This is a genomic window from Escherichia sp. 94.0001 (assembly GCF_013369155.2).
GTDB classification, from domain to species: Bacteria; Pseudomonadota; Gammaproteobacteria; order Enterobacterales; family Enterobacteriaceae; genus Escherichia; species Escherichia coli_F.
In genome coordinates, this window is the sequence record NZ_JABWMS020000009.1 from 65,382 (window position 1) to 79,072 (window position 13,691).

Annotated in this window: 11 protein-coding genes and 1 pseudogene; 4 read left to right on the forward strand and 8 right to left on the reverse strand. The window is 52.6% G+C overall.

The features are described 5' to 3' along the window. Window positions 1-15: 15 nt before the first annotated feature. The 5 genes and pseudogenes from cas3 to cysJ all read right to left on the reverse strand — a co-directional run bounded on the left by cas3 (window position 16) and on the right by cysJ (window position 7,647). A pseudogene (cas3, locus tag HEN33_RS07165) lies at window positions 16-2,716 on the reverse strand (CRISPR-associated helicase Cas3'). 192 nt (window positions 2,717-2,908) lie between these two features. Continuing rightward, on the reverse strand, window positions 2,909-3,061 hold the full coding sequence (locus HEN33_RS07170; RefSeq protein WP_000956458.1) for a Hok/Gef family protein: 153 nt from the start codon (window positions 3,059-3,061) through the stop codon (window positions 2,909-2,911). A gap of 266 nt (window positions 3,062-3,327) precedes the next feature. Then, window positions 3,328-4,062 (reverse strand): phosphoadenosine phosphosulfate reductase, encoded by a 735-nt coding sequence (gene cysH / locus HEN33_RS07175; RefSeq protein ID WP_176262973.1) that lies wholly within the window; start codon window positions 4,060-4,062, stop codon window positions 3,328-3,330. A 73-nt stretch (window positions 4,063-4,135) separates the two neighbouring features. After that, on the reverse strand, window positions 4,136-5,848 hold the full coding sequence (gene cysI, locus HEN33_RS07180) for an assimilatory sulfite reductase (NADPH) hemoprotein subunit (RefSeq protein ID WP_001003081.1): 1,713 nt from the start codon (window positions 5,846-5,848) through the stop codon (window positions 4,136-4,138). Beyond that, window positions 5,848-7,647: an NADPH-dependent assimilatory sulfite reductase flavoprotein subunit gene (cysJ, locus tag HEN33_RS07185; RefSeq protein WP_176262974.1), complete on the reverse strand. Its 1,800-nt coding sequence runs from the start codon at window positions 7,645-7,647 to the stop codon at window positions 5,848-5,850. The genes cysI and cysJ overlap by 1 nt, the downstream gene beginning before the upstream one ends. 315 nt (window positions 7,648-7,962) lie before the next feature. Here cysJ and queD point away from each other — a divergent pair, with 315 nt between their 5' ends. From queD to HEN33_RS07205, 4 genes are all read left to right on the forward strand, one after another. Beyond that, window positions 7,963-8,328: a 6-carboxytetrahydropterin synthase QueD gene (queD, locus tag HEN33_RS07190; RefSeq protein ID WP_001329795.1), complete on the forward strand. Its 366-nt coding sequence runs from the start codon at window positions 7,963-7,965 to the stop codon at window positions 8,326-8,328. Between the two features lie 77 nt (window positions 8,329-8,405). After that, entirely contained in the window at window positions 8,406-9,677 is a 1,272-nt protein-coding gene (locus HEN33_RS07195) for an FAD-dependent oxidoreductase (protein WP_176262975.1), read from the forward strand. Continuing rightward, a complete protein-coding gene (locus HEN33_RS07200; protein ID WP_000109506.1) occupies window positions 9,668-9,928 on the forward strand; it encodes a ferredoxin family protein in 261 nt (86 codons plus the stop codon). Before HEN33_RS07195 ends, HEN33_RS07200 begins: the two co-directional genes overlap by 10 nt. A gap of 16 nt (window positions 9,929-9,944) precedes the next feature. Continuing rightward, entirely contained in the window at window positions 9,945-10,520 is a 576-nt protein-coding gene (locus HEN33_RS07205) for a glycerol-3-phosphate responsive antiterminator (RefSeq protein WP_098401305.1), read from the forward strand. Between the two features lie 145 nt (window positions 10,521-10,665). On the opposite strand, the gene HEN33_RS07210 is transcribed toward HEN33_RS07205, so the two are convergent. Genes HEN33_RS07210 through HEN33_RS07220 form a run of 3 tightly spaced genes read right to left on the reverse strand, consistent with a single transcriptional unit; the run spans window position 10,666 to window position 13,689 of the window. Further along, complete coding sequence (locus tag HEN33_RS07210; protein WP_176262976.1) at window positions 10,666-11,526, reverse strand: electron transfer flavoprotein subunit alpha/FixB family protein; 861 nt, start codon at window positions 11,524-11,526, stop codon at window positions 10,666-10,668. After that, window positions 11,523-12,302: an electron transfer flavoprotein subunit beta/FixA family protein gene (locus tag HEN33_RS07215; RefSeq protein WP_105271779.1), complete on the reverse strand. Its 780-nt coding sequence runs from the start codon at window positions 12,300-12,302 to the stop codon at window positions 11,523-11,525. The genes HEN33_RS07210 and HEN33_RS07215 overlap by 4 nt, the downstream gene beginning before the upstream one ends. Then, the gene (locus HEN33_RS07220) at window positions 12,280-13,689 is read right to left on the reverse strand and encodes an MFS transporter (protein ID WP_176262977.1); all 1,410 of its coding nucleotides are present in this window, start codon (window positions 13,687-13,689) and stop codon (window positions 12,280-12,282) included. The genes HEN33_RS07215 and HEN33_RS07220 overlap by 23 nt, the downstream gene beginning before the upstream one ends. Window positions 13,690-13,691 lie beyond the last annotated feature (2 nt).

Genomic DNA, 13,691 nt, shown 5'->3' on the forward strand with positions numbered 1-13,691 from the left:
CCTGTCGCAGGCATCTCAACCAACCTTGCCAATCAATCCCTCCGTAGCCGAATATCCACAACTTTCGTCATCGGTGACTAAAATCAAGTTTGCCATCTCCGGATCTTGCCGCTGTTCAACGCACCACTGCCTGAACGCATCCCCTTCCAGTAAAGAAAACTCATCCCGATGTTTTTTCCACCAGCTTTGGCGCACTCTGACAACGCTCATTTCCCATGCGTGAGCGCCAGTGGCATAAGGCTTCACCACACCGTCAATACAGGTAGCCAACCACAAGGAAACAGACTCCTCAGCCAGACGTGTCGACAGTTTTTCCGGAAGGTAATCGTTGATATTGGCGGCATAGCCGGGCCTGAAGTTCAGCACAAACTTATTAGCCATTGAACGATCGCAGTAGTATTTGCCCACTTGCTCCTGCTCGCTGCGGGCAAACCCTTCCGGCATTACCACATCCTCACCGTAGACTGATTCAATCAGAAGCCGGGCTGAGTGTGGCATCTGAATCGCGCCTTGTTCACGCAGCACACGCTGCGTCAACCAGATTCGCCCATGATCGGGATAGACAAATGCACTGTTACGCATGGCACTGCCAAACCATTCTTCACCCGGAGAGTCGTTCCAGACGGGGGCCAGAATCAGCAATACAGGAGGGTGACGCTCGTCTTTACCGTCACGCTTTAACTGGCCATTCATATCGCGGATATGCCGCTGCAAACGCCCTGCTCGTTGAATCAGCAAATCAACAGGGGCAAGGTCGGAAATCATTTCGTCCAGGTCGCAGTCGACGCTCTGCTCCAGGACCTGAGTACAAATGAGGACTTTTCCGGCACGCTGTGAACAGTCTTCTTTACCAAAGCGTGCCAGCGTCTCCGTTTCAATTCGCTGGCGATCGCTAAAAGCAAAGCGGCTATGAAAAAGTGAAAGGCTGGAAGCAGGAATGACGCCGCGGGCAAGTAACTGACGATGAACCTGGATGGCGTCATCGACAGAATTCCGAATCCAGGCGATGCATTTCCCCTGGCTTACCGCCGATTCGATACGCGCAATACACTCTTGTTCGCTATGAAGCCAACCCACACTCACGCTGCGCTCAACGTCTTTGCGCGTCGCAACCCGGTGCGAATGCACATCGGATTTCGTGACATGCGTCAGCCAGGGATAATCATCTTTTTCCAGCAACGGAGCTTCTTGCTGGCCCTCTGCACCACGCGCAAAGGCGGCGACGAGTTTGTCACGCTGCTGTTGAGACAACGTAGCAGAAAGCAAAATAACGCTGTTTCCGCCACGCGCCTGCCGCTCGATCAGCCCTTCAAGAATGCACGACATATAAGCGTCACAGGCGTGGATCTCATCGGCTAGCAGGATTTTGTTACTCAGCCCCAGAAGCCGCAGATTATTATGTTTGAACGGCATCACCGCCATCATCGCCTGATCCAGCGTGCCGACGCCAATTTCAGCCAGCAACGCCTTCTTGTTACTGTCAGCAAACCAGGCCGCACATCCCTGACTGAATGTTTGTTCATCCGGTTCTTCTGACCCGACTAAATCACCGGACCAGAGTGAGTCATTAAAGCGGTCTATTAATGTTCGGGCACTGTGTGCCAGCACCAGGCTGGGGCGGGATTGTGGCGAATAGAAAGCAAGCCAGGTTTTGACCAGTCGCTCGTACATGGCATTGGCCGTTGCCATTGTTGGCAGGCCAAAAAACAAACCCTGCGCTTTCCCCGCAGCCATCAACCTGTGCGCCAGGATAAGCGCCGCTTCTGTTTTACCTGCACCAGTTACATCTTCCAGAATAAATAACTGCGGCCCGGGCCGGCTGATATCCAGTTCCAGCACCTTTTGCTGTAACGGTGTCGGGTGCTCAATAAAAGGAAACAGCGTATTAATTCCGGTGAAAGGCGCGACTTTTGCTTTTGGAGGAAAGACAGTTAAGGCGTTTTGAGCCTGAACTAAAGTTTTCTGCCAGTAATCTTCAATATCCATTGTCTGTGCGACGCGTGGAAAAAATCGCGTTGACGATCCCGTCCAGTCTGCAAGTACGACGGTTGCAGAGATATACCAGGAAAGTTGTTTTATAAGTTCAACGCCCTCGTCCTCATCCCAGAATGCGGGGATCTCGATGAGCGGAAACAGTGGTTTGATTGCAATGAGAAAATCTCGTGCAGCAGCTTTATCTTCAGGCAGAAAATTATCCAGTTCATCAATACGGTCAGGAGGCCGACCATGATGCCCGGTAGTTACGGGCATCCACATATCTATTACCCGTTTGAGCTTGCGCGGAGAGAGTGAAGATGAAGGAAGCAACTCTTCGCATCCTCTTAAATAATGATGCCACAACCAGTAACCCAGCGTTGAATGAGAGATCTTTTCGTAATTCTTTCTTGCGCCTTCCGGAACCTTGAGTTGTGGGTGCAGGTAAAGTTGCTGAAATGAGCGGGCAAATTTTCCAGTATCGTGCCTGCACAACAACCAGGCGAAAAATTGTGCTGCCTGCTCCGTGTCAGCGAAACCTAATTGACGAAAATAGTCAGCCAGCCCGAAGCAGTTGCTTTTAACCATTAAATAGCCCATTGCGGCTACATCCAGCGAATGCCAGCAAAGAAGGTGATAGTCGTCACCACCCTCTTTCTCGCCACGTCGGGTTTTTCCCCAGAAATCAAAGAAAGTCACAATGTTTTTATCCTTCAGTGAAACTTAAAGGATATTTACGCATATATTAAAAATTATCTGTGATATATATCAACCAATAAAACATTTATATTATGAATAAATTAATGATTTTCATTTGAAATTCATAATAATAAATAGAGACAAAATATTCACATAAAAAATATAAATTTAAAAAAGGGTGCAGGAGACCAAACCATCACAATTCAGTACGCGGGGTTTTACCCCCGCGTGGTGGCTACTTCTTCGATTCGTAAGCGAGAACTGCCTTAAACTCCATACCACGTTCTCTGATACTCAACTCACACAACGAGTCGCCTACCATCAGCGTGAATCCCAGTACTGTACAACACAGTACGATGATTGCCACAAGGGCATATTTTGTCAGCATGTCTTGCCTCCCTGCAAAGAAGAGACTAACATCCGAATTGCTTAGGTTCGAACGCTGGCCTCAGGTTGATAGAAATATCGCCTGGGGCTTTTGTCCATCTGGAACCTCGCGAATGCTTAACGCCAGACAGCCTCAAGCACCCAACGCCATTCTATACCTGTTAATTTCCCCTGCGATGTTCACCTTTAAATGCCGGAATGCTGCTCGCAAAATAAAAACGCCCCCATCATTTCTGACAGAGGCGTTTAATTTATCCGGCAATATATTTACCCTTCGTGCAGCCCACATTCCCTTTTTAAGCCAAAGAAACGCGTTTCTTCTTCCGCCATACCAGGTTCCCATTTACGGGTTGTATGGGTATCACCAACCGATAAATATCCTTCATCCCATAATGGGTGATATTTCAGGCCATGTTTTTGCAGATACTGATAAATAGTTCGGTTATCCCAGTCGATAATCGGCAGCACTTTAAATACGCCACGCTGAATTGCCAGCACCGGTAAATTAGCGCGACTGCCGGATTGTTCACGGCGCAGGCCAGCAAACCACGTTTGCGCGTTCAATTCTTTCAGCGCCCGGTTCATCGGTTCGACTTTGTTGATATCGTTGTACTTTTCAATGCCTTCAACGCCCTGTTCCCACAGTTTACCGTAGCGCGCTTCCTGCCAGGCAGCGCTTTCGGTAGCGCGGTACACTTTCAGGTTGAGCTTGAGTTTGTCCGTTAACTCGTCAATAAAGCGGTAGGTTTCAGGGAACAGATAACCGGTATCGGTGAGGATCACCGGAATATCCGGGCGAACCTGATTCACCAGATGCAGGCTCACCGCCGCCTGAATGCCGAAGCTGGAAGAAAGCACATATTCACCGGGCAGATTATCCAGTGCCCAGGCAACGCGGCCTTCAGCATCCAGTTTTTCAAGCTCGGCGTTAGTTTCCGCCAGCGCCAGAATGCGATCTACCTTCGGCAGTTCGTTCAGGGCATTTAGATCGAGTTTGGACATAGATTCCTCACTGTTTGCCTTGCCTGATGCGACGCTTACGCGTCTTATCAGGCCTACAAGACTGGACTGATGGTTAATCCCACAAATCGCGCGCCGGATCGAGCACCGGGCGAATGATGCCCGCACGCACCGTAAAGTCGCCGAAGCCTTCACCCGCTTCACGTTCTTTCGCCCAGCGCCCTATCAGTTCATCAAGCGTCGCCAGGATTTCCGGCTCGGTGATGTTTTCTTTATGCATCCGTGGGATACGTGTCCCAATGCGGTTGCCACCAAGATGCAGGTTGTAGCGCCCAGGCGCTTTACCCACCAGGCCAACTTCCGCCAGCATCGCGCGACCACAACCGTTCGGGCAGCCTGTTACACGCATCACGATGTGCTCATCGCTGACACCATGTTTCGCCATTAAATTATCGATGTTATCGATAAATGACGGCAGGAAACGCTCCGCTTCCGCCATCGCCAGCGGGCAAGTCGGGAATGACACGCAGGCCATTGAGTTTTCGCGCTGCGGCGTGACGGCATTCATCAATCCGCTCTCTTTGGCGATCTTCTCAATCTTCGCTTTCTCGCTTTCCGGTACACCGGCGATGATCAGATTCTGGTTAGCGGTAATGCGGAAATCACCTTTGTGGATCTTCGCGATCTCCAGCAGGCCGGTTTTCAGCGGACGTCCCGGATAATCAAGAATTCGACCATTTTCGATAAACAGCGTCAGGTGCCATTTGTCGTCGATTCCTTTTACCCAGCCGATACGATCGCCGCGCCCGGTAAATTCATATGGACGGATCGGCTCAAATTTGATCCCCGCGCGACGTTCCACTTCTGCTTTAAACGTCTCAACCCCCACGCGCTCCAGCGTGTATTTGGTTTTGGCGTTTTTACGGTCAGTACGATTACCCCAGTCACGCTGAGTGGTAACGACCGCTTCCGCCACCGCCAGCGTATGCTCCAGTGGCAGATAACCAAACTCGCTCGCGGTACGGGCGTAGGTTTTCTTGTTGCCGTGTTCGATAGAAAGCCCACCGCCCACCAGCAGGTTGAAGCCCACCAGTTTGCCGTTTTCCGCGATCGCCACAAAGTTCATGTCGTTGGCGTGCAGATCGATATCGTTCTGCGGCGGGATCACTACCGTGGTTTTGAATTTACGCGGCAGGTAGGTCTGACCGAGGATGGGTTCTTCATCGGTGGTGGCGACTTTCTCCTGATCGAGCCAGATCTCCGCATAGGCGCGGGTTCGCGGCAGCAGATGTTCAGAGATTTTCTTCGCCCATTCATAGGCTTCCGCGTGCAGCTGCGACTCGTAAGGGTTCGAGGTGCAGAGTACGTTACGGTTCATGTCGTTAGCAGTCGCCAGCGCATCAAGACCGACCGAGTGCAGCATCTGGTGCACCGGTTTGACGTTCTTTTTCAGAATGCCGTGGAACTGGAACGTCTGGCGGTTGGTCAGGCGAATGCTGCCATAAATGGTGTTTTCACCGGCGAATTTATCAATTGCCTGCCACTGTTTAGTGGTGATCACCCCACCCGGCAGACGGCAGCGCAGCAGCATCGCATGACGCGGTTCCAGCTTCTGTTCAGCACGTTCCGCGCGGATATCGCGGTCATCCTGCTGATACATACCGTGGAAACGGATCAGCAGGAAGTTGTCGCCCTTAAAGCCGCCGGTCAGACCGTCGTTTAAATCTTCCGCAATGGTCCCGCGCAGGTAGTTGCTCTCAAGCTTCATGCGCTCGGCGTCTGTCAGTTTTCCTTCGACCACTAAAGGCCCTGGATGTTTTTCGTTCATTAGTAGACATCTCGCTGATAACGGCGCTCTACGCGCAGCTCACTTAAAAATTCATCCGCCGCTTCGGTGTCCATGCCACCAAATTCGGCAATCACTTCCAGAAGTGCCTGTTCAACGTCTTTCGCCATGCGATTAGCGTCGCCGCAGACATAAATGTGGGCACCGTCATTGATCCAGCGCCACAGCTCTGCGCCCTGTTCGCGCAGTTTGTCTTGTACGTAAATTTTTTCTTTTTGATCGCGCGACCAGGCAAGATCGATACGTGTCAGCACGCCCTCTTTGACGTAGCGCTGCCACTCCACCTGGTAGAGGAAATCTTCCGTAAAGTGTGGGTTGCCAAAGAACAGCCAGTTTTTACCCGGCGCTTCGTCAGCGGCACGTTGCTGCATAAAGGCGCGGAACGGCGCGATGCCGGTGCCTGGACCAATCATAATCACCGGCGTTTCCGGGTTGGCCGGCAGGCGGAAGTTGTCGTTATGTTCGATAAATACGCGGACTTCGCCCTCTTCTTCCACACGGTCCGCAAGGAAGCTGGAGGCACCGCCAGCACGGGCGCGGCCTTCCACGTCATAACGCACCACACCAACGGTGACGTGTACTTCGTTCTCGACTTCCGTCTGCGATGAGGCGATGGAGTACAGGCGCGGGGTCAGCGGGCGCAGCAAGTTAATCAGGGCTTCAGCGTCAAGCTGCGCCGGAGAGAAACGCACCATGTCGACAATCGGCGTCGTCGCGGCGTAATGCTGTAACTTCGCTTTATCGCCCACCAACGGCAGCAACGTTTCGCTGCGGGTAAGCGTGGCGTAATTCTCAACGATGTTGGCGGTGTTGACGGTCAGTTCGAAGTGCCACTGTAGGGCCTCGTTCAGAGGCAACGTTTTGCCCTCGACGGTGACAGGTTCATCGCCTTTCAGCCACAGCAGTTCGACAAGTTCTTTCACCAGTGCCGGATCGTTCTGATACCAGACGCCCAGCGCGTCACCCGGCTGGTAACGCAGGCCAGAGTCGCCCAGGTCAATTTCGATATGGCGAACGTCTTTTTCAGAGTTACGTCCAGTAATCTTCTGGTTAACAGAGAGGCTCGCCACCAGCGGCGCTTCTTTGCTGTACGGGCTGGTGTGGATTTCATTTACCGCGCCAGTGGCGACGGATTGTGAAGGTGCTGCGACAGGCGCGCGCGATTTAAGCGCATCAACCACGCGGGCGCGCCACTCGCTGGCAGCGGTCTGGTATTCAACGTCGGCATCGACACGGTCGAGCAGGCGTTCACCGCCCAGTTCCGCCAGCTTGCTGTCAAAATCTTTCCCGGACTGGCAGAAAAATTCATAAGAGCTATCGCCGAGGCTAAACACGGCAAATGCAGTGTTTTCCAGCTTTGGCGCTTTTTTGGAGAACAGGAACTTATGCAGCGCGACGGCTTCTTCCGGCGGTTCCCCTTCCCCTTGCGTTGACGTCACCACGATGAGCAGTTTTTCGCTGGCGATTTGTTTGAATTTATAGTCGCCCGCGTTCACCAACTTAACGTTCAGTTTTGCCGCTAATAAATCATCGCGTAATGCTTCAGCAACCCGGCGCGCATTGCCGGTTTGCGAAGCGGAGATAATAGTTATACCCGGCATTTCTGCGGCGGGCGCTGGCGTCGCTACAAGCGCAGCAGGCTGCTGATTGAGCACGCCCCAGAAATAGCCAGAAACCCAGGCAAGCTGGGTGGGAGTTAAATCGGTCGTGGCCGCCTGAAGGCGTGCCAGTTGCTCCGGGTTCAACGGAAGCAACGCGGAAGGTGGGACCTGTGTCGTCATGCGTCGTTATGTTCCAGTAAGCAAAGCTGTTTCTGCGCCCTGTCAGCGCCCATAAAACAGAAGAGAAGGTAAGGTTAACGGGGTGAACGGTGTGGATTAAAGACGGGATAGCGATAACTAATAACCAAATCGACTAACCTGTTTTAGCAATAGTCTTTAACAACAAAACAGATTAACCAACCCAATGAAAAACAAATGAATTTAGCCAATCATTAAGATAAATCAGCGATTTTGCGCAACAAAGTCGTTTTAGATAATGCGAAAAAACAGCCTTTCCGGTACTCTACGGCGGTTTTATCGTCATGTAGAGAAATTATGATGTCCACCACGTTATTTAAAGATTTCACCTTCGAAGCCGCTCACCGCTTACCACACGTCCCGGAAGGACATAAATGTGGTCGCCTGCACGGGCATTCCTTTATGGTGCGACTGGAAATTACCGGGGAAGTCGATCCGCATACGGGCTGGATTATCGATTTCGCTGAACTGAAAGCGGCATTTAAACCAACCTATGATCGCCTCGATCACTATTATCTCAATGATATTCCTGGCCTGGAAAACCCGACCAGCGAGGTTTTAGCAAAATGGATTTGGGATCAGGTTAAACCGGTTGTTCCGCTGTTAAGTGCGGTTATGGTGAAAGAAACCTGCACCGCAGGTTGCATCTATCGCGGCGAATGATAAGAGTGTGTCGGCGGTCAATTTCCCTTAAGTAACGCTATGTTAGGGTGTTGCGCTCTGGATATCTGGGGCATGACATGGAAGACGACTGCGACATTATTATTATTGGTGCGGGTATAGCAGGCACCGCTTGTGCTTTACGCTGCGCGCGGGCAGGTTTATCCGTTCTGTTACTGGAACGCGCTGAAATTCCCGGCAGTAAAAACCTTTCCGGCGGGCGTTTATACACCCATGCGCTCGCGGAACTCCTCCCTCAGTTTCACCTGACCGCGCCTCTTGAACGACGCATCACTCACGAAAGTCTTTCTCTGCTAACGCCGGATGGCGCAACGACGTTTTCCAGCTTACAGCCCGGCGGTGAATCCTGGAGCGTATTACGTGCACGGTTCGATCCGTGGCTGGTTGCCGAAGCCGAAAAAGAAGGTGTCGAATGCATCCCTGGTGCGACGGTAGATGCGCTGTATGAAGAAAACGGCAGGGTGTGTGGTGTCATTTGCGGTGACGATATTCTCCGCGCCCGTTATGTGGCGCTGGCAGAAGGTGCCAACAGCGTCCTGGCTGAGCGTCACGGGTTAGTGACTCGTCCTGCTGGCGAAGCGATGGCGTTGGGGATCAAAGAAGTTCTTTCACTGGAAACATCCGCTATTGAAGAACGTTTTCATCTGGAGAATAACGAAGGCGCAGCGTTGCTGTTCAGCGGCGGAATCTGTGATGACTTACCCGGCGGCGCATTTCTTTATACTAATCAACAAACGCTCTCGTTAGGGATTGTTTGCCCGCTCTCTTCACTTACGCAAAGTCGTGTTCCGGCAAGCGAGCTGCTGGCTCGCTTTAAAACGCATCCGGCAGTGCGCCCGCTTATCAAAAACACGGAATCACTGGAGTATAGTGCGCATCTGGTGCCAGAAGGTGGCTTGCACAGTATGCCGGTGCAATACGCCGGTAACGGCTGGCTGCTGGTGGGCGATACGTTGCGCAGTTGCGTCAATACCGGAATTTCCGTGCGCGGCATGGATATGGCGCTGGCTGGCGCACAGGCGGCGGCACAAACGCTGATAAGCGCCTGCCAGCACCGCGAGCCGCAAAATCTGTTTCCGCTTTATCATTACAACGTAGAGCGCAGCCTGCTGTGGGATGTTCTACAGCGCTATCAGCATGTTCCGGCGCTTTTGCAACGCCCGGGCTGGTACCGTAAGTGGCCTGTGTTAATGCAGGATATTTCCCGTGATTTATGGGATCAGGGTGATAAACCTGTTCCGCCGCTGCGTCAGTTGCTCTGGCGTCATTTACGTCGTCATGGCTTGTGGCATCTGGCGGGCGATGTTGTCAGGAGTATTCGATGTCTGTAGCCCGTAATCTCTGGCGCGCTGCTGATGCGCCACATATTGTTCCGGCAGACTCCGTTGAGCGCCAGACGGCAGAACGGTTGATTAACGCTTGTCCGGCTGGTCTTTTTTCGCTCACGCCGGAAGGCGACTTACGCGTTGATTATCGCGGCTGCCTGGAGTGTGGCACCTGCCGTTTACTGTGTGATGAAAAAAACCTACAACAGTGGCGCTATCCGCCTTCCGGATTCGGCATCACCTACCGCTTTGGATAAATAATAAGGATAATTTATGCCCCTCTTACACCTGCTCCGCCAGAATCCGGTGATTGCTGCCGTTAAAGATAATGCCAGCCTGCAGTTGGCAATCGATTCTGAATGCCAGTTTATTTCCGTGTTATACGGCAATATCTGCACCATCAGTCATATCGTCAAAAAGATTAAAAGTGCCGGGAAATATGCCTTTATTCATGTCGATTTGCTGGAAGGCGCATCAAATAAAGAAGTAGTAATTCAGTTTCTGAAACTGGTGACCGAGGCGGACGGCATTATCAGTACCAAAGCGTCAATGCTAAAAGCGGCGAGAGCGGAAGGCTTTTTCTGTATTCATCGCTTGTTTATTGTCGACTCGATTTCTTTTCACAACATTGATAAGCAGGTTGCGCAATCGAATCCTGATTGTATTGAAATTCTGCCAGGCTGTATGCCTAAAGTGCTGGGCTGGGTAACGGAGAAAATCCACCAGCCGCTGATTGCTGGCGGGCTGGTGTGCGATGAAGAAGATGCGCGTAATGCGATTAACGCCGGTGTCGTGGCGCTTTCCACCACGAATACCGGGGTCTGGACGTTAGCGAAAAAATTGCTTTGACGGGATACTCGTAACGAGTTGAATTTGTCTGATTTGTAGGCCACATGCCAAATCCGGCATTCAGCGCCTGATACGACGCTTGACGCGTCTTATCAGGCCTACAGTCCCCAGCCCAGAACCGTAGACAGGATCATCCGGCAGCACGTTATTGGCAATCTGCGTGAATGGTTGTCACCAGTGCCTCCAGCACCGCTTTCCAGTCATCTACCACGCCAACATCTGCCTGTGAAAATACCGCCGCGCTGGCGTCATGATTAATCGCCACCACAAACTTGCTATTGCGGACGCCCGCCATTAACGCTGCTGCGCCGGAAGCGCCAACAACAATACACACCTCAGGTGCCAGCAGATGTCCGGAAATACCAATCACTTTTTCGGCATCAACGCCACCGTTCATTACTCGCGCCCGACTGTAGCCCGCTTCGGCTCCCAGCTTTTCTGCCAGCATAGCGATTTCCTGGTTATCTGCCTCTCCGCCCTGACCCACCACCAGCACCCGTCTGGCCTCAGCTAATGGGTCGTGGGTAACATTTTTCAGATCCTCTGTGCTAACCAGCCAGTCGGGAAGCGCGCCGGGGACAATGTTCAGTTGCTGCATACCAGAGGGCAACGTGGCATTTTTCACTGCTCCCGACTGGCGGGCAAGGGAAAGGCATAGCGGGCGTTTTTCTGTTTGCAGCGTCGCCGTTAGCGCATTTCCCCACTGGGATTTGCGTACGCTTCCGGTTGGAATATTTAATGAAGTCACCTGGCATATACTGGCACCATGTAAACGCCAGGACAGGCGGGTAGCCAGTTCATCGCCAAACGTTCCCGGCGGAAAGAGAACAACGTCCGCAGGCGTTCGCTGCCACTGTTCTACCAGCGCATCCAGCACCTGTTCCGCGACCATCGGCTGCGGCTCGATTTGCCAGTGCGTTAATGTGCTGCCGCTGAAATCCTGCTCCGCCAGCCAGCCCGCTATTGCGGCATGTTCCTGATTTATTGTCACAATGGCGATATTCATGGCTGCATCCTTTGGCGTAAATAGTCCTGCCATAGCTTTTGCGCTTTTTCTGCTACCGTTTGCCCATCAAGAAGCGTTGCACCGCGTCGTTGCTCTGGCCTTTCCAGTTGCCGGCACTGCATCGCTGACGATTCAGCAGTAACAGTTTTGCGGATAATTTCAGCTTTCCCCGCAGCCATTCGCTGGCGCATTCCCGGTACTGGCAAGGCCACCTCGCCACACTGGCGCACGGCAATCACCGCAGGCAAGCGAACCCGACAACAGCGTAATCCATGTTCAGTACGCTGTTCGAGCGAGATAAACGGTGCGTCGAGAGTAAAACGCTCCACCTGGGTAAAACAGGGCCAGGTCAGCATTTCCGCCAGCAAAAATGGCGTTTGCCCGTTCTGCCCTTCGCTGCTCTGGCAGCCAGTAATGATCAGATCCAGCGGATTCTGGCGCTGCCATTCGGCAATATGGCGAGCGACAAATTCCGGCGCAAAGCGCAGATCTGCCGCCGTCTCCAGCAATACAGCTTCCTCAAACCCAAGAGCCATGAGATAGCGCAGCCAGTGCAACGCCCGTTCATCCCCCATGCTCAACGCGGTTAAAGACATCGGCGTACCGTTTTTTCTCTGCGCTAACAGAAGCGCGGCAGCGGCCTGTTCATCAGCACCGAGTAAACTTCGCAGCAGCGAAACATCCGGTCCGCTATTACCCTGAGCCGCCGCCTGCCACTCTTTTTCCGCCAGCATTCCGGCATCCGGTTCGGCTTTAAACGCTAACAGAATGTTCATTCACACCTCCTACATTTCCCGCCGCCACCAGCGGGAGTGCTTTGGTTTCTGGCGCCCATAGCCAGGTCACAACAAAACCAACCAACAACACTGCCGCCAGGAGCAATAAGGTGACTTGCATTCCCCACTGCGCCAGCACCCACGGCAGCAGGCCAGTACTTACCGCCGCCCCCAACCGACTCATGGCGGTGGCAAAACCGACACCCAGCGAGCGAATGTCAGTAGGAAAACTTTCCGCAGGCAAAATGCCCACCAGATTACTGACTGCCGAAATGGTGGTGCTGAAGAGAACAAAAAGCAGCAGCGTTAATGAACTGCCAGAAGGCAAACAGGCCATCACTACCAGCGTTGCCACCAGCAGCAAAAAACTTCCCAGCAAAAATTTGCGATGTGCCAGCAGGTGCGTCAGAACTAATCCCAGCAGTGCCCCCACAATTAACAACGCATTAAGCATCAGGCTGGCAGTCAGCGCATCTTCCAGTCCAATAGTCTGGGCGATAGTTGGCAGCCAGGTGTAAATTACAAACCATGGGATTACGAGGCAGACAAAGAAGACGCTGTTAAAAGCCGTGCGCCGCCAGTAGCGCGAAGAGAACAAGGTTTTGATGTGTTTATGGGTCGCCGTTGCCACTTCATCGCCCAGTAAAACATGGGGACCAAAATAGCGATGCACGATAGCGTGAGCTTCTGCAAAACGCCCCTGGCGCAGTAGCCAGCGTGGCGATTCTGGCGTTCCCCAACGTAACAACGTAATCAACAGGGCAGGAAATGCCGCCGATGCAAGTAACCATCGCCAGGCTTCGGGGCTTTCGCTAATAAAGTGATGTCCGGCAAGACTTGCCAACACATAACCTACGGTCCACACCACGCTGAAAGCGCCCAGCAAAATACCGCGATGGCGGCGCGGGGAAAATTCAGCTAGCAAGGTGTGACCTACTGAATAGTCGCCTCCCAGACCAATGCCGATCAAAATGCGTAGTCCAATAAGATGCTCTGGCGTGGTGGCAAAAAATTGCAGGAACGAAGCGAGCGTAATCAGCAAAAAGCTGAAGGTGAAGATTTTTTGCCGACCAATATGGTCGGAGATCCACCCCAAAACCAGGCTACCGATAAACAGGCCAAGTAGCGCCGAGCCGCCAATCATTCCCGCCATAAACGGCGTCAGTTGCATGGCGGGCGTAAGCTGAATAATGGCGTAACCAATGACGCCGAGAACATAACCGTCGGTCAGGTGCGCGCCGAAAGTGAGCGCAGCAATTCGACAGTGAAAACGGTTAAGCGGTAAATCATCCATTCGCACCGGTGAAGTGTTCATCTTTACCCCTTCATTGTCCGGTAATAAGAACGGCTTCCCTGTTGAGAAGCCGAAAAGACAACGCCCCGTCATCG

Excerpts from the sequence above, each read along its gene's own strand:
- cysH (WP_176262973.1), bottom strand. The coding sequence starts at position 4,062 with ATGTCCAAACTCGATCTAAATGCCCTGAACGAACTGCCGAAGGTAGAT.
- cysI (WP_001003081.1), bottom strand. The coding sequence starts at position 5,848 with ATGAACGAAAAACATCCAGGGCCTTTAGTGGTCGAAGGAAAACTGACA.
- HEN33_RS07205 (WP_098401305.1), top strand. The coding sequence starts at position 9,945 with ATGCCCCTCTTACACCTGCTCCGCCAGAATCCGGTGATTGCTGCCGTT.
- queD (WP_001329795.1), top strand. The coding sequence starts at position 7,963 with ATGATGTCCACCACGTTATTTAAAGATTTCACCTTCGAAGCCGCTCAC.
- HEN33_RS07195 (WP_176262975.1), top strand. The coding sequence starts at position 8,406 with ATGGAAGACGACTGCGACATTATTATTATTGGTGCGGGTATAGCAGGC.
- cysJ (WP_176262974.1), bottom strand. The coding sequence starts at position 7,647 with ATGACGACACAGGTCCCACCTTCCGCGTTGCTTCCGTTGAACCCGGAG.
- HEN33_RS07200 (WP_000109506.1), top strand. The coding sequence starts at position 9,668 with ATGTCTGTAGCCCGTAATCTCTGGCGCGCTGCTGATGCGCCACATATT.
- HEN33_RS07215 (WP_105271779.1), bottom strand. The coding sequence starts at position 12,302 with ATGAACATTCTGTTAGCGTTTAAAGCCGAACCGGATGCCGGAATGCTG.
- HEN33_RS07220 (WP_176262977.1), bottom strand. The coding sequence starts at position 13,689 with ATGACGGGGCGTTGTCTTTTCGGCTTCTCAACAGGGAAGCCGTTCTTA.
- HEN33_RS07210 (WP_176262976.1), bottom strand. The coding sequence starts at position 11,526 with ATGAATATCGCCATTGTGACAATAAATCAGGAACATGCCGCAATAGCG.
- HEN33_RS07170 (WP_000956458.1), bottom strand. The coding sequence starts at position 3,061 with ATGCTGACAAAATATGCCCTTGTGGCAATCATCGTACTGTGTTGTACA.